This is a genomic window from Actinophytocola glycyrrhizae, from assembly GCF_042653545.1.
Taxonomy (GTDB): domain Bacteria; phylum Actinomycetota; class Actinomycetes; order Mycobacteriales; family Pseudonocardiaceae; genus Actinophytocola; species Actinophytocola glycyrrhizae.
Genome location: NZ_JBHSIS010000020.1, coordinates 134,313 through 149,342, shown reverse-complemented (window position 1 = coordinate 149,342; position 15,030 = coordinate 134,313). Strand labels below are relative to the sequence as shown.

At 69.9% G+C, this 15,030-nt stretch carries 14 protein-coding genes; 9 read left to right on the top strand and 5 right to left on the bottom strand.

What is annotated here, in order from left to right:
* Positions 1-64 precede the first annotated feature (64 nt).
* Together ACFPCV_RS28880 and ACFPCV_RS28875 are read left to right on the top strand one after the other, a co-directional pair.
* Positions 65-1,006: an acyl-CoA desaturase gene (locus tag ACFPCV_RS28880; RefSeq protein WP_378060041.1), complete on the top strand. Its 942-nt coding sequence runs from the start codon at positions 65-67 to the stop codon at positions 1,004-1,006.
* Between the two features lie 82 nt (positions 1,007-1,088).
* On the top strand, positions 1,089-2,048 hold the full coding sequence (locus ACFPCV_RS28875) for a quinone oxidoreductase family protein (protein WP_378060040.1): 960 nt from the start codon (positions 1,089-1,091) through the stop codon (positions 2,046-2,048).
* On the opposite strand, the gene ACFPCV_RS28870 is transcribed toward ACFPCV_RS28875, so the two are convergent.
* Positions 2,049-2,393, bottom strand: a complete 345-nt coding sequence (locus ACFPCV_RS28870; protein ID WP_378059526.1) for an FKBP-type peptidyl-prolyl cis-trans isomerase — start codon at positions 2,391-2,393, stop codon at positions 2,049-2,051.
* A 460-nt stretch (positions 2,394-2,853) separates the two neighbouring features.
* On the opposite strand from ACFPCV_RS28870, the gene ACFPCV_RS28865 reads away from it, so the two are divergent.
* The 3 genes from ACFPCV_RS28865 (at position 2,854) to ACFPCV_RS28855 (ending at position 5,246) form a co-directional block, all read left to right on the top strand.
* A complete protein-coding gene (locus ACFPCV_RS28865) occupies positions 2,854-3,768 on the top strand; it encodes a hypothetical protein (protein WP_378059525.1) in 915 nt (304 codons plus the stop codon).
* A 6-nt stretch (positions 3,769-3,774) separates the two neighbouring features.
* Complete coding sequence (locus ACFPCV_RS28860) at positions 3,775-4,413, top strand: hypothetical protein (protein ID WP_378059524.1); 639 nt, start codon at positions 3,775-3,777, stop codon at positions 4,411-4,413.
* Positions 4,414-4,547: 134 nt separating this feature from the next.
* Positions 4,548-5,246 carry an HD domain-containing protein gene (locus ACFPCV_RS28855; RefSeq protein ID WP_378059523.1) on the top strand — a complete coding sequence of 233 codons (699 nt, stop codon included), beginning with the start codon at positions 4,548-4,550 and terminating at the stop codon, positions 5,244-5,246.
* Positions 5,247-5,285: 39 nt separating this feature from the next.
* Here ACFPCV_RS28855 and ACFPCV_RS28850 read toward each other — a convergent pair whose 3' ends face one another.
* From ACFPCV_RS28850 to ACFPCV_RS28835, 4 genes are all read right to left on the bottom strand, one after another.
* A complete protein-coding gene (locus ACFPCV_RS28850) occupies positions 5,286-6,128 on the bottom strand; it encodes an SRPBCC domain-containing protein (protein WP_378059522.1) in 843 nt (280 codons plus the stop codon).
* Positions 6,121-6,453, bottom strand: a complete 333-nt coding sequence (locus tag ACFPCV_RS28845; RefSeq protein WP_378059521.1) for an ArsR/SmtB family transcription factor — start codon at positions 6,451-6,453, stop codon at positions 6,121-6,123. The genes ACFPCV_RS28850 and ACFPCV_RS28845 overlap by 8 nt, the downstream gene beginning before the upstream one ends.
* A gap of 55 nt (positions 6,454-6,508) precedes the next feature.
* Positions 6,509-7,384 carry an alpha/beta hydrolase gene (locus ACFPCV_RS28840; RefSeq protein ID WP_378059520.1) on the bottom strand — a complete coding sequence of 292 codons (876 nt, stop codon included), beginning with the start codon at positions 7,382-7,384 and terminating at the stop codon, positions 6,509-6,511.
* An 82-nt stretch (positions 7,385-7,466) separates the two neighbouring features.
* On the bottom strand, positions 7,467-8,390 hold the full coding sequence (locus ACFPCV_RS28835; protein WP_378060038.1) for a heme o synthase: 924 nt from the start codon (positions 8,388-8,390) through the stop codon (positions 7,467-7,469).
* Between the two features lie 206 nt (positions 8,391-8,596).
* Between ACFPCV_RS28835 and tkt the strand changes: the two genes are divergently transcribed.
* Genes tkt through zwf form a run of 4 tightly spaced genes read left to right on the top strand, consistent with a single transcriptional unit; the run spans position 8,597 to position 15,007 of the window.
* The gene (gene tkt / locus ACFPCV_RS28830) at positions 8,597-10,702 is read left to right on the top strand and encodes a transketolase (RefSeq protein WP_378060037.1); all 2,106 of its coding nucleotides are present in this window, start codon (positions 8,597-8,599) and stop codon (positions 10,700-10,702) included.
* Positions 10,699-11,808: a transaldolase gene (tal, locus tag ACFPCV_RS28825; RefSeq protein ID WP_378059519.1), complete on the top strand. Its 1,110-nt coding sequence runs from the start codon at positions 10,699-10,701 to the stop codon at positions 11,806-11,808. Before tkt ends, tal begins: the two co-directional genes overlap by 4 nt.
* A gap of 8 nt (positions 11,809-11,816) precedes the next feature.
* Positions 11,817-13,481, top strand: a complete 1,665-nt coding sequence (locus ACFPCV_RS28820; RefSeq protein WP_378059518.1) for a glucose-6-phosphate isomerase — start codon at positions 11,817-11,819, stop codon at positions 13,479-13,481.
* Positions 13,478-15,007 carry a glucose-6-phosphate dehydrogenase gene (gene zwf / locus ACFPCV_RS28815; protein WP_378059517.1) on the top strand — a complete coding sequence of 510 codons (1,530 nt, stop codon included), beginning with the start codon at positions 13,478-13,480 and terminating at the stop codon, positions 15,005-15,007. Before ACFPCV_RS28820 ends, zwf begins: the two co-directional genes overlap by 4 nt.
* The last annotated feature ends 23 nt before the right edge of the window (positions 15,008-15,030 follow it).

Here is a 15,030-nt window from a genome sequence, read left to right as displayed (position 1 = left end):
CGGGTACGTAACCGTAGGTCTACGTCACAAGGCCGCGTCCCGGCCGAGATATGAGGTCTCCACCATCTCCGCGACACTGACGCCCACGCGTGAACCACGGACCCCCAAGCCCATCCTCTCCGGTCAGCGCTCCGGCGCCGAGCAGCTGACCGTCAAGGTCTTCCTCATCCTCCCGCTCCTCGCCCTCGCCGCCGCGATCCCGTTCGCGTGGGGCTGGGGCCTCGGCTGGGTCGACGTCGGCCTCGCGGCGGGCTTCTACCTGGTCAGCTCGCTCGGTGTGACCGTCGGCTACCACCGCTACTTCACCCACGGCTCGTTCAAGGCCAAGCGGCCGCTGCGCATCGCGCTCGCGCTGGCCGGGAGCCTCGCCTCGCAGGGCTCCGTCGTCGCGTGGGTCGCCGACCACCGCAGACACCACGCGTTCTCCGACCGTGACGGCGACCCGCACTCGCCGTGGCTGTTCGGCACCTCCCCGGCCGCGATCGCCAAGGGCTTCTGGCACGCGCACATGGGCTGGCTGTTCGGGCGGGACAAGACCAACGCGGAGCGGTTCGCCCCGGACCTGCTCGCCGACAAGGACATCCAGCTCGTCGACAAGCTGTTCATCCCGATGACCGTGCTCACGCTCGGCCTGCCCGGCCTGCTCGGCGGGCTGATCACCATGTCGTGGTGGGGGGTGGTGACCGGCATCTTCTGGGCCGGTTTCGTGCGCGTCGCCTTCCTGCACCACATCACGTGGTCGGTGAACTCGATCTGCCACATGATCGGCTCGCGGCCGTTCGTGAGCCGGGACAAGGCCGCCAACTTCTGGCCGCTCGCGATCCTGTCCATGGGCGAGTCCTGGCACAACTCCCACCACGCGGACCCGACCGGCGCGCGGCACGGCGTGATGCGCGGCCAGCTCGACATCTCCGCGCGGGTGATCTGGATCTTCGAGAAGCTCGGCTGGGCGTGGGCCGTACGCTGGCCCCGACCGGAACGGCTCGCAGCCAAGCTCGCCGCGTAGGAGCGGCCAGGCTGCCCGGTCACCGAAGTGCACAACGTTTTCGTGACCGTGGAGGACAAACGTGGCCGACCCCATCGATGCCATTCTCGTGCGTGCCACCGGCGGGCCGGAGGTGCTGGAGCTCGACAAGGTCGACGCACCCGCCCCCGGCGCCGGTGAGCTCCTGGTGTCGGTGGGTGCGGCCGGCGTGAACTACGTCGACACCTACCACCGCCGCGGCATGTACCCGAGGGACCTGCCGTTCGTGCTCGGCGTCGAGGGCGCCGGCACGGTCCTCGCGGTCGGCGCGGACGTCACCGGGTTCGCCGAGGGCGACCACGTCGCGTGGGCCGACGCGCCCGGCTCGTACGCCCAGCAGGTGGTCGTGCCGGCCAGGGCCGCGTTCCCGGTGCCCGACGGCGTCGCGGACGACCTGGCCGCCGCCGCGATGCTGCAGGGCCTGACCGCGCACTACCTCGTGACGTCCACCTACCCGGTGAAGCCGGGCGACACCGTGCTCGTGCACGCCGCGGCAGGCGGCATGGGCCTGCTGCTGACCCAGCTCGTGAAGGCGCGCGGCGGCAGGGTGATCGGCACGGTGTCGACACCGGAGAAGGAGGCGCTCGCCCGTGCGGCGGGCGCCGACGAGGTCATCCGGTACACCGAGTCCGACTTCGTCCAGGGCGTCCGGGACCTCACCGGCGGGGCCGGGGTCGCGGCCGTCTACGACGGCGTCGGCAGGACCACGTTCGACGGCAGCCTCGCGAGCCTCGCGCGGCGTGGCGTGCTGGCGTTGTTCGGCGCCGCGAGCGGCGCGGTGCCGCCGGTCGACCCGCAGCGGCTCAACGCGGCGGGCTCGGTGTTCCTGACCAGGCCGGCGCTGGCCCACCACATCGCGACGCCCGAGGAGTACCGGTGGCGCTGCGACGAGCTGTTCCAGGCCATCGCGGGCGGCCGGGCCTCGATCCGGGTCGGCGGCCGCTACCCGCTCGCCGACGCGGCCAGGGCACACGCCGACCTGGAAGGCCGCCGCACCACCGGGAAGCTGCTGCTGATCCCGTGATCAGCCGGTCGTGACCGACAACGCGTCGACCACGTAGACCAGGGTGTCGCCCACCCGCTCGCCGCCGTCCTGGGCAGGCGGGACGACGATCAGCCTGCGCCCGCCCTCCCGGATGCCCGGCAGTCCCTCGTCCCAGCCGCGGACCAGGGGGCGGCTGCCTAGGTCCTCGACGTTGGCCGGCAGGCTCTCGCCCGCGTACCAGGTGCTGTCGAGCACCGTGCCGGACGTCCACAGCACCAGCACGTAGCTGACCTGGAGGCTCGTGCCCGCGACCGCCTGCGGACCGGCGCCCCGCACCACGTCCTGTGCGAGCAGGATCGACGGTGACGCACAGTCACGAGGCACCGTCACCTTGGGTGCGTCATCAAGGTTTGTGGTCACGGCGATGTCGGTTGTGTCACATTCCCCTGGGACCGGGCTGCTCGTCGGCGGTTGGTCCGATGCGGACAACACTTCCGGGCCACCGCGGCTCACACAGGCGGTGAGCAACGCCGTGACCAGCGCTGCAACCGCGACCCTGCTCACGATACGCATGATGGACGTCAGCCTAGATGGCTGTTTTCCTGGGGTTCCAGTGCCTCGGAGAACCCGTCCGGACACCCGCTCGTCCCCTTTATCCCCTGCGGGTGTAGCGGTAGAGTTGCTCTCCGCGCTCGATCAACCACAGAGAGCGAACGCCCGATCGGGTGGTCGCTGCCGAGGGAGGTGAAAGGCGTTGCCAGCGGAAGCCAGAAAGGGCCTCCGCAAGAACCCCATTCAAGAGATCTTCTGGACAAGAACCGGCCTCCTACTCCTGATTTTGGTCGTGGTCTCCGGACTGACCATGGTCCTGTCGGCGAATCTCGATCCCGGCGTCGGCAAGAACCTGGTCACGGCGGTGGCCACCGGCACTCTGGTCTCGGCCATCGTCGGCTTCGGCCAGACCCTCATCACCGCGACCGCAACCCAGCGGGCGATGCTCACGCCGCTCATCGAGGAATCTCGGCAAGCACTGCGTGACCTGTCCGCCGAGTACCGGTCGATGAACCGTGAGTTCTTCCCCACCCACGTCTTCGAAGCGACCGCGGAGCCCAACCCCGCGCTCAACCGGCTGATGATGCAGGACCTGCAGAACACGAGGCAGTACCTGTTCCGAGGTTTCTCCGGTCGGCACGCAGCCGCGCGGCTGCTGTTGTCCAAGGCCGAGTGGGAGCTTCGCGCGGTGGTCGCGGACCCCGACAATCCTTCGGGGATCAGCGGACGCGCCCGTTACCTGATCCGCCACTCGGCGGCCGACGTGGACGTCGACACGATCCAGACCCGGCTGCACGAAGAGATCAGGATGGGTCTCGTCGGGCTGTACCTGGCCCGCAGCAGGTGCACGCGGATGGAGGTCACGGTGATCTCCGATCCGCCGCTGGACCGGCTGGAGATCTTCGACGACAGCGTGTGGGTGACGCTTTACAGCGACGCGCACGCGCCCGCCGAGTTTCCCCGCACGCTGCGGTTCTCGGACGGCTCGTTCATCTACAACATGGAACGCGCGGAGTTCGGCCGCATCAGCGCGTCCCACCACGCACACCATCTGGTGATCACCCCGGACATGACGCGGCAGGAGTTCATCACACAGTTCGAGAAGATCACCAATTCGGTCCTGAGCGAGGAACAGTTCCTCGATCTCAACGCGGAGTTCTACAACTTCCTCCGCGAGTTCGCCGCCACAGCTGAGTTGGGGAGCTGATATTCCATGGTCATCAACGGCTCCGTACTCGGGGAGCTCGCCGAGCAGTTGAGGGGCGCCGACTTCGACCTCCTGTCCCGCTGGGACCAGGTGGACCGGTGGTTCGAGACCTGGTCGACACGACCGAACCTGCGCACGGACCTGCGTGCGCACCTGCTGGCACTGCCCACCCGGCAGGCGGACGCGGTCATCAGGCAGTCAAGGGAGACGACGACACATTTCGCGTGGTGCCTGCGGGACCGGCCGGACGAGCCGTTCACGTTCTGGCTGCACGAGTACAAGGAGCAGCGCGACTGGCGCGCGGGCTACGCGGACTCGGTGCACAACCACCGGTACCACTTCTGCACGACCATTCTGAAAGGCGCCTACCTGCACGAACGTTACACGGCGGCGATCAAGCCGGACAACGGCCTGATCTCCGCCACCGAACTGCTGACCGCCACCGAATGCCCGGAGGGCGCCGCGGGCAGCCTGCTCGCCTCCGACTTCCACCGCATTCCGCGTGCGACGAACGGAACGATGACGTTCCTGGTGAAATCCAGGCAGGTGACGCCATGGAGCCTGTCCTACGACCCCGTGACCCAGGAAAGCCACCGCCACGTCCCGGTCGAATCCCGGTTGTCGCACCTGGCGGACCGCCTGTGATTCCGGCTGGAAGGAGCCGATAGGGACCAAGGACCGCAGACAATTCCATTCCCGGCGTTTACCATCAACCTCCACGAGCCTGCCTTCCGCGCCGACCGCACCGGCGCGGGCGACGGCACGGTTCGGAGGGGTCGATGTCTGTCGAGGAGAACCCGCCTGTCGGCGGAATGACGCCGGTGATCGCACCGGAGGTGGTCGACGCCGTCGAGGCGGACGTCCACCGGATCTGCACACGCCACGCGGCGCGCCTGCAGTTCCACGGATGGCACCACGTGAGCTTCGTCCGCACCAAGGCGGCCAGGTTCGCGGTGCTCAACGGCGCCGAGGTCAGCGTGGTCGAGACGGCCGCGCTCGTCCACGACGTCAACTACCTGGTGCGCAGGAACTCCGCCGCCGCCGAGGGCGGCAGGCTGCGCCGCGCGATCCTCAGGCGTGCCGGGGTCGCGCCGCACGTCGCCGGCTGGATCGACCGCATCGTGGTCGAGGCGGAGATGGCCACCCGCGGCCGCGACATCTCCCTCGAGGCGCAGGCGCTGTCGGACGCCGACACGCTGTTCAAGGCGCTCCCGGTGACGCCGGTGGTGCTCGCGCACCGCTACCTCGAGGAGAACGGCATCGGCCTGCGGGAGCTGGCGAACAAGATCTGCGGCGAACAGCAGGGCGTGCACGACGAGGGCTTCTACTTCTACAACCCGGAAGCCGCCGCCGTGTACACCCGCTGGGCGTCGGCGAACCTGCAGCTGTGGCAGTGCATCCGCGAGTCACTGGACGACGCGGACGTCTCCGACCTGCTGGAGGCCGTCAACGGAACCAGCCCGGCGGCCGCGTCCTGACCGCCCGGCACCACCCTGATCGCGGCCGATGCCCATGTATCAGCCTTGCGCGGGACGTTCCTGCAGCACCCAGCGGTTGCCGTCGGGGTCGCTGAAGCTGACGAACGAGTTCCACTCGCCGCCGGGGCCGTCGATCTGCTTGCCGTCCTCGAAGTGGTAGACCGGCGTGGCGTCGACGCCGCGGCCGACGAGTTCGTCGCGGGCGCGCTGGACGTCGTCGACGACGAGCTGCACGCCCTTGAGCTCGCCGGGTTTCATCTCGCTGACGCCGCGCCCGAAGCCGATCGAGCAGCCCGACCCCGGCGGGGTCACCTGGACGATGCGGAAGTCACCCGCCTCGTGGTCGACGTCGACGGGGAAGGCGAGCTTGCCCGCGTAGAAGTCCTTGGCCCGGTCCACGTCGGTGACGGGCACGGGGATCATCTCGATCTTCCAGTCCATGGTCTGCTCCAGTTCGGTGGCGAGTCGGTCGAGGCCCTGGCCGACGCCGCGCGCCATGCCGGACTCGCGGACGGCGTCGCGGATCGCCCGCGTCGGGAAGGTGGTCGTGTGGGTGAGGCTGGTGTCGCCGGTCAGCTCGATGGTGATGACCGACTCGTGGTCGGCGCGGGCATGGCAGTCCGGGTTGTGCTCGGACATGACGAGACGGTCCGGCGGGTCGATCTCGAGGTAGGTGCCGCGCAGCGCCATCCGTTCGCCGCCCGGTCCGTGCAGCACGTAGTGCCAGGTGCCACCCGGCCGCAGGTCGACCTCGCAGACGGCGAGCCGCCAGCCGTGCGGGCCGAACCAGCGTCGCAGCAGCTCCGGTTTCGTGTGCGCGTCGAACACCCGCTGCCGGGACGCGGCGAAGTCACGGGTGATCACGATGTCGCGGTCACCCATCGGACAGCAGCTCGTCGAGCCGGTCGTAGCTCTGCTCCCAGAACCGCCGGTAGTCCCCGAGCCACCTGGTCGCGGCCAGCATGGGTTCGGCGACCAGGCGGCACGGCCTGCGCTGCGCGTCCCGGCCGCGTTCGACCAGGCCCGCACGTTCGAGGACCTTGAGGTGCTTGGAGATCGCGGGCTGCGTCATGGTGAACGGCTCGGCCAGCTCCTTGACCGACGCCTCCCCCTTGGCCAGGCGCGCGAGGATGGCCCGTCGCGTGGGGTCGGCCAGCGCGGCGAAGGTCTCGTCGAGTCGTCGTTCCGGCACGAGCGCCGCCGTCATCGTCCATCACCATCCGGTTTCATAACCGAACGGTATTCTACCGTGGTGGTCGTGGTCAACCGGCGGTGCGCAGGAACTCCCCGACGGCCGCGGCCAACTCGGCGGGCGCCTCCTCGGCGACGTGGTGCCCGGACTCGATCGGACCGCCGCGCAGGTCCGTGGTCCACGGCCGCCACACGGCGAGGACGTCGCCGTACAGGTCCGCCATGTCGTCCCGCGTGCTCCACAGCACCTGCACCGGGCAGGCGACGCGGTGCCCGGCGGCACGGTCGGCGTCGTCGTTGGCGCGGTCCACCCCCAGGCCAGCGCGGTAGTCCTCGAGCATCGCGCGGACCGTCGCCGGGTCGTGGATCGCCCGCAGGAAGTCGGCGAAGTTCTCCTCCCCCATGCCCGCCGCGGTGTTGCGGGTGCCGACGCCGTACCACGCGTCCGGGTCGGCGCCGATGACCCGCTCGGGGATGTCCGGCTGCGCGAAGAAGAACCAGTGGTACCACCGCTGCGCGAACGTCGCCCCGCACCGGGCGAGTGCCTCCCCGATCGGCACCGAGTCCACCACCGTCAGCGCGGTCACCGCTTCCGGGTGGTCGAGCGCGAGCCGCAACGCGACGTAGCTCCCCCGGTCGTGCCCGACCACGGCGAACCCGGTGTGGCCCAGTGCGCGCATGAGCGCGACCACGTCCTGCGCCATGGTCCGTTTCGAGTAGGGCGCGTGGTCGGCGGTCGTCGGGACGGCCGTCGACTCGCCGTAGCCGCGCAGGTCGGGACACACGACCGTGTGGTTCTCAGCGAGCAGCGGGGCCACCCGGTGCCAGGTGGTGTGGGTGCGCGGATGCCCGTGGAGGAGGACGACGGGCGGGCCGCTGCCGCCGTGCCGGACGCGCAGGGTGACGTCGCCGACCGTGACCCGGTCGAGGGTGAAGGCGTCGAACACGATCACCGGAATGGCCCGCCGCGCTTGGCGGCAAACCTCGGGCCGACCACGCCCTGAAAGCGCCTTCGGGGCACTCGGCGGACTAGAAGGGCAGGCCGATGACCGGGAGGCTCAGCGCCGAGTCGACGGCCAGTGCCACGAACACCAGCGTCAGGTACGTGTTCGACATGTGGAAGAGCTTCATCGGCTTGCCGGGCTCGCCACGTTTGGTGGCGGTGTACAGCCGGTGCGCGACGACCAGGAACCAGCCGCCGGTGAGGACGGCGAACGTGGTGTACACCCAGCCGGTGGCGGGCACCAGCAGCAACGTCCAGGCCACCATCACCCACGAGTAGGTGACGATCTGCCGGGCGACCCGGTCGGCGGTCGTCACGACGGGGAGCATCGGCACGCCCGCACGCGCGTAGTCGTCCTTGAACTTCATCGCCAGCGCCCAGAAGTGCGGCGGGGTCCAGAAGAAGATCACGCCGAACATGACCAGCGCGGGCCACTCGATCGAGCCCGTGACCGCGGACCAGCCGATCACGACCGGCATGCACCCCGCGGCACCGCCCCACACGATGTTCTGCGCGGTCCTGCGCTTCAGAACCATCGTGTAGACCAGTACGTAGAACAGGATGGCGGCGACGGCCAACAACGCCGCCAGGAGGTTGGTCGTGGGCCACAGCCACGCGAAGGACAGCACACCGAGCGTGACCCCGAACACGAGCGCGTTGCGGGTGGGCACCTGGTGTCTGGGGAGCGGGCGCGTCGAGGTGCGCTTCATCACCGCGTCGATGTCCGCGTCCGCCACGCAGTTGAGCGCGTTCGCGGAGCCCGCGGCCATGGTGCCGCCGAACAGCGTGGCGAACACCAGCCACGGCGACGGGATGCCCCGCTGCGCCAGCATCATGGCCGGCACCGTCGTGACCAGCAGGAGCTCGATGATCCTCGGCTTGGTCAGCGCGACGTACGCACGGACGACATCCCTGCTGGTGCGGCGAGGGGTTTCCGCGGTCGCCCCCAGCGCTGCGCTCACCGGCGGCTCCTGACTGGTGTAAGTGGCGGCTGTTCGGGTAACGGCTCAAATGGTAGCCGCGTGACCGTGGACGGCCGCCGTCGGGTGGTTTCGTTAGGGTGAGGAATTGTCCGGGTATTCCGATGGTGACCAGCGCGGTCGTGCCGCCTGGCATGATCGACAAGACGATTAGGTGGGAGCTTGAGTCCGTGTCGATGAGCGCAGACGAACTGGCCCGTTTGACCACACAGAACCTGCCTGAGGACTGGACGGACCTCGACAAACGCGCGGTGGACACCGTCCGGGTCCTCGCAGCGGACGCCGTCCAGCACGTGGGGAACGGCCACCCTGGCACCGCGATGAGCCTCGCGCCCGTCGCCTACGCCCTCTACCAGCGGGTGATGCGCCACGACCCGAGCGACCCGGACTGGATCGGCCGCGACCGGTTCGTGCTGTCCGCCGGTCACTCGAGCCTGACGCTGTACCTGCAGCTGTTCCTCTCCGGCTACGGGCTGGAGATCGAGGACATCGCCGCGTTGCGCACCTGGGGTTCCAAGACGCCGGGTCACCCTGAGCACGGGCACACCGCCGGTGTGGAGATCACCACCGGCCCGCTCGGCCAGGGGCTCGCCTCCGCGGTCGGCATGGCGATGGCCGCCCGCCGCGAGCGTGGTCTGTTCGACCCGGACACCGCGCCCGGCACGAGCGTGTTCGACCACCAGATCTACGTGATCGCCTCCGACGGCGACATCGAGGAGGGCGTCACCGCCGAGGCGTCCTCGCTCGCCGGCCGCCAGGAGCTGGGCAACCTGACGGTCATCTACGACGACAACGAGATCTCGATCGAGGACGACACGAACATCGCGCTGTCCGAGGACACCGCGAAGCGCTACGAGTCCTACGGCTGGCACGTCCAGGTCGTCGACGGCGGCGAGGACGTGGTCGCGTTCCTGGACGCGGTCGAGGCGGCCAGGGCCGAGACCACGCGGCCGTCGTTCATCCTGCTGCGCACGGTGATCGGCTACCCGGCGCCGAACAAGATGAACACCGGCAAGGCGCACGGCGCCGCGCTGGGTGCCGACGAGGTCGCCGAGGTCAAGAAGATCCTCGGCTTCGACCCCGAGCAGAACTTCGTGGTCGAGCCGGAGGTGCTCAAGCACGCCCGGCTGGTCGCCGACCGCGGCAAGCAGGCCCACGAGCAGTGGCAGAAGAGCTTCGACGAGTGGGCGTCGGCGAACCCGGAGCGCAAGGCGCTGCTGGACCGCGCCAGTGCCTACCGCCTGCCGGACGGCTGGGCCGACGCGCTGCCGTCGTGGGACCCGGACCCGAAGGGCATCGCGACCCGCAAGGCCTCCGGTGAGGTGCTGAACGCGCTGGCCGACGTCCTGCCCGAGCTGTGGGGTGGCTCCGCGGACCTCGCGGAGAGCAACAACACCACCATGAAGGGCGCCGACTCGTTCGGCCCGGAGGCGGCGAAGACGAAGGAGTGGGACGCGCACCCGTACGGCCGCACGCTCCACTTCGGTGTCCGCGAGCACGCGATGGGCTCGATCCTCAACGGCATCGTGCTGCACGGGCCGACCCGCCCCTACGGCGCGACGTTCCTCGTGTTCTCCGACTACATGCGCCCGCCGGTCCGGCTCGCCGCGCTGCAGAAGCTGCCGACGACCTACGTGTGGACGCACGACTCCATCGGCCTGGGCGAGGACGGCCCGACGCACCAGCCGATCGAGCACCTCGCCGCGCTGCGCGCCATCCCGGGACTGGTCGTCCTGCGCCCGGGTGACGCGAACGAGACCGCCGCCGCGTGGCGGACGATCCTCGAGCAGCACGACGCGCCGGTCGGCCTCGCGCTGACCCGGCAGAACCTGCCGGTGCTCGAAGGCACCAGGGAGAAGGCCGCCGAGGGTGTGGCCAAGGGTGGCTACGTGCTCGAGGACAGCTCGGCCGGGGTGCCTCAGGTGGTGCTCGTCGCCACCGGCTCCGAGCTGCAGATCGCGGTCGAGGCCAGGAAGGTTCTCGAGGCCGACGGTGTTGCCACGAGAGTGGTGTCCATGCCGTCGCAGGAACTGTTCGAGGCCCAGGACCGGTCCTACCGCGACAGTGTGCTCCCACCCACGGTGAAGGCACGGGTCGCCGTGGAGGCGGGCATCGCCCAGCCGTGGTACCGCTATGTCGGCGACGCGGGCGAGATCGTCTCCATCGAGCACTACGGTGCCTCCGCCGACTACCAGACCCTGTTCTCCGAGTTCGGCTTCACCGCGGACGCGGTCGTGTCCGCGGCCCGCCACTCGCTTGGGAAGACTGAGAGGCTCGCATGACCGACAAGCTGGCCCAGCTATCCGAACTGGGCGTTTCCATCTGGCTCGACGACGTGTCCCGCAAGCGCCTGAACACGGGCAACCTGGCGGAACTGGTACGTGACAAGCACGTCGTGGGCGTCACGAGCAACCCGACGATCTTCGCGAAGGCGCTGTCCGACGCGTCGGACTACAACGAGCAGGTCCGTGAGCTCGCCGCGCGCGGCGCCTCGCTCGACGCGGCGGTCAAGGAGATCACGACCACCGACATCCGCACCGCGTGCGACCTGTTCCGCGACCTCTACCAGCGCACCGGCGGGGTCGACGGCCGCGTGTCGATCGAGGTCGACCCCCGGCTGGCGCACGAGACCGACAAGACGGTCGCCGAGGCGCTCGACCTGTGGAAGACGGTCGACCGGCCGAACCTGCTCGTGAAGATCCCCGCCACCGAGGCAGGCATCCCGGCGATCACCGCCACCCTCGCCGAGGGTGTCAGCGTGAACGTCACGCTGATCTTCTCGGTCGAGCGGTACCGGGCCGTGATGGGCGCCTACCTCGACGGCCTCGAGCAGGCCAAGGCGAACGGGCACGACCTCGCGGGCATCCACTCGGTCGCGTCGTTCTTCGTCTCCCGCGTGGACAGCGAGGTCGACAAGCGGCTCGACGCGATCGGCACCGACGAGGCGAAGGCCCTGCGCGGCAAGGCGGCCGTCGCCAACGCGCGCCTCGCGTACGCGGCGTTCCAGGAGGTCTTCTCCGGCGAGCGCTGGCAGCGGCTCGCGGACGCGGGCGCGCACGCGCAGCGTCCGCTGTGGGCGTCGACCGGTGTGAAGAACCCGGACTACTCCCCCACGCTGTACGTCGACGAGCTGGTCGTCGCCGACACCGTGAACACGATGCCGGAGAACACGCTGCACGCGGCTGCCGAGCACAGCGACCTGCGCGGCGATACGGTGACCGGCACCGCGCCGGCCGCACAGCAGGTGTTCGACGACCTCGCCGCGGTCGGCATCGACATCGACGACGTGTTCATCACCTTGGAGAACGAGGGCGTGGAGAAGTTCGAGAAGTCCTGGGAAGAGCTGCTCGACACGGTCAAGGACCAGTTGGCCGCGGCGGGGAGCTGAACGACCACATGACCGAGCCGAACGACCTGCCGCCCGAGGCGGTGCGGATCGTCAAGCAGTTCGAGGATCTGATCAAGGGCAAGTTCGAGGGCCGCAAGCAGTTGATCGAGGACGCGGGGCCGCTGGCCGAACAGCTGGCGGCCGACAAGGTCGCGTCGAGGCTCACCGCCCAGGACCCCACGCTGTGGGGCCCTGAGGCCGAGGCCGAGGCGTCGATCCGGTTGTCGTGGACGACACTGCACGAGACCTCGCGTCCGCTCGTCGCCGAGATCGAGGCGCTGCGGGCGGAGCTCGCCGCGGACGGTGTCGACCGGGTGGTGCTCGCGGGCATGGGCGGTTCGTCGCTCGCGCCGGAGGTGATCACCCGCACCGCGGACGTGCCGCTGGTCGTGCTGGACACCACCGACCCCGGTCAGGTCGCCGACGCGCTCGATGGCGACCTGTCCCGCACGGTGCTGGTCGTGTCGTCGAAGTCGGGGTCCACCGTGGAGACCGACAGCCACCGGCGGATCTTCGAGAAGGCGTTCACGGACGAGGGCATCGACGCCGCGTCGCGGATCGTGGTCGTGACCGACCCCGGCTCGCCGCTCGAAGCGGCCTCGAAGGAGGCCGGCTACCGGCGCGTGTTCGCCGCCGACCCGCACGTCGGCGGGCGGTACTCGGCGCTGACCGCGTTCGGGCTGGTGCCCTCCGGTCTCGCGGGCGCCGACATCGGCACGCTGCTCGACGAGGCCGCGACCGCCGCCGGGTACCTGTCGGTGGACAGCGCGGAGAACCCGGCGCTGGTGCTGGCCGCCGCGCTCGGCGGGGCGCACGCGCGGGGCGCGGAGAAGGTGGTCATCGCCGACACCGGCTCGGGCATCAAGGGCTTCGGTGACTGGGCGGAGCAGCTGATCGCCGAGTCCACCGGCAAGAACGGCATCGGCCTGCTGCCGGTGGTGGTCGAGCGGCCCGACTCGCCCGACTTCTCCGACGCGCACGCCGACGCGACGCCGATCGCCATCGGCGAGTCCACGAACGGCGCGCTGATCGGCACCCAGGGCGGCCTCGGCGGCCAGTTCCTGTTGTGGGAGTACGCGACCGCGCTGGTCGGGCGGCTGCTCGGCATCAACCCGTTCGACCAGCCCGACGTCGAGGCCGCGAAGAAGGCCGCCCGCTCGCTGCTCGACGCGCCGAAGTCCGAACCGGCCACCCCGACCTTCACCGACGGCGCCGTCGAGGTGCACGCACCGGAAGGACTGTCCGGTGCGGACACGCTTGCCGGTGTGCTGCGGGCGTTCCTCGCGTCCGCGCCGGAGTTCGGCTACATCTCCGTGCAGGCCTACCTGGACCGGATCGCCGACGCGTCGGCCGTCGTGCTGCGCCCGGAGATCGCGCGCCGCACCGGGTTGCAGACCACGTTCGGGTGGGGCCCGAGGTTCCTGCACTCCACCGGCCAGTACCACAAGGGCGGCCACCAGAACGGCGTGTTCCTGCAGCTGACCGGCGCGGTCGAGGAGGACATCGCGGTCCCCGATCGCCCGTACACGCTCGGCACGCTGCAGCTCGCGCAGGCGCTCGGGGACGGTCAGGTGCTCGCCGGGAACGGGCGCCCGGTGCTGCGGCTGCACTTCACCGACCGGGCCGCCGGGCTGGCGCACCTGGTGACAGCGCTTCAGGAGGTCGGCAGGTGACACGGGGCTGGCAGAACCCGCTGCGGGACGAGCGGGACAAGCGGCTTCCCACGATCGCAGGGCCGTGCGGCCTGGTGATCTTCGGGGTGACCGGTGACCTGTCCAGGAAGAAGCTCATGCCCGCCATCTACGACCTGGCGAACCGGGGGCTGCTGCCCCCCGGTTTCTCCCTGGTCGGGTTCGCGCGGCGCGACTGGGCGGACCAGGACTTCGGTCAGGTCGTGCACGACGCGGTCAAGGAGCACGCGCGCACGCCGTTCCGGCAGGAGGTGTGGGACCGTCTCGCGGAGGGCTGCCGGTTCGTGCCAGGCTCCTTCGACGACGACATGGCGTTCGACAACCTGGTCCAGACCATCCAGGACCTCGACCAGGTGCGTGGCACGGCGGGCAACCACGCGTTCTACCTGTCGATCCCGCCTGCCGCGTTCCCGAAGGTGATCCAGCAGCTGGCCCGCACCGGCCTCGCGGCGCCCAGGACCGACGAGTGGCGCCGGGTGGTCATCGAGAAGCCGTTCGGTCACGACCTGGCGAGTGCCAAGCAGCTCAACAAGATGGTCAACGAGATCTTCCCCGAGGAGTCGGTGTTCCGCATCGACCACTACCTCGGCAAGGAGACCGTGCAGAACATCCTGGCGCTGCGGTTCGCGAACCAGCTGTTCGAGCCGATCTGGAACGGCAACTACGTCGACCACGTGCAGATCACCATGGCCGAGGACATCGGCCTCGGGGGCCGCGCGGGCTACTACGACGGCATCGGCGCCGCCCGTGACGTGATCCAGAACCACCTGCTGCAGCTGCTCGCGCTGACGGCGATGGAGGAGCCGGTTTCCTTCGACCCCAACGCGGTCCGCGCGGAGAAGGCGAAGATCCTGGCCGCCACCAAGCCGGTCGGCCCGTTCGCCGAGACCACCGCACGCGGCCAGTACACCGGCGGCTGGCAGGGCGGCCAGAAGGTGCCCGGCCTGTTGCAGGAGGGCGGGTTCGCGAAGGACTCGATCACCGAGACGTACGCGGCGATCGAGCTGGCCGTGGAGACCCGCCGGTGGGCCGGGGTGCCGTTCTACCTGCGCACCGGCAAGCGGCTGGGCCGCCGCGTCACCGAGATCGCCGTGGTGTTCAAGCGGGCGCCGCACCTGCCCTTCGACGCCACGTCCACAGAGGAGCTCGGCCAGAACGCGCTCGTGTTCCGGGTCCAGCCCGACGAGGGCGTGACGATGCGGTTCGGTTCGAAGGTGCCCGGCTCCACCATGGAGGTCCGGGACGTCAACATGGACTTCTCCTACGGCCACTCGTTCACCGAGTCGTCGCCGGAGGCCTACGAGCGGCTGATCCTGGACGTGCTGCTCGGCGAGCCGTCCCTGTTCCCGAAGAACGACGAGGTCGAGCTGTCCTGGCAGATCCTCGACCCGATCCTGAAGGCATGGCGGGTGAACGGGAAGCCCGAGCCCTACCCGGCGGGCACCTGGGGTCCCGAGTCCGCGGACCGCATGCTCACCCGCACCGGCCGGCACTGGAGGCGTCCGTGAGCGAGCGTGCGCGCGAACCACTG

Coding starts and splice junctions, on each gene's coding strand:
- ACFPCV_RS28855 (WP_378059523.1), top strand. CDS start 4,548: ATGTCTGTCGAGGAGAACCCGCCTGTCGGCGGAATGACGCCGGTGATC.
- ACFPCV_RS28860 (WP_378059524.1), top strand. CDS start 3,775: ATGGTCATCAACGGCTCCGTACTCGGGGAGCTCGCCGAGCAGTTGAGG.
- ACFPCV_RS28850 (WP_378059522.1), bottom strand. CDS start 6,128: ATGGGTGACCGCGACATCGTGATCACCCGTGACTTCGCCGCGTCCCGG.
- ACFPCV_RS28845 (WP_378059521.1), bottom strand. CDS start 6,453: ATGACGGCGGCGCTCGTGCCGGAACGACGACTCGACGAGACCTTCGCC.
- ACFPCV_RS28820 (WP_378059518.1), top strand. CDS start 11,817: ATGACCGAGCCGAACGACCTGCCGCCCGAGGCGGTGCGGATCGTCAAG.
- tkt (WP_378060037.1), top strand. CDS start 8,597: ATGAGCGCAGACGAACTGGCCCGTTTGACCACACAGAACCTGCCTGAG.
- tal (WP_378059519.1), top strand. CDS start 10,699: ATGACCGACAAGCTGGCCCAGCTATCCGAACTGGGCGTTTCCATCTGG.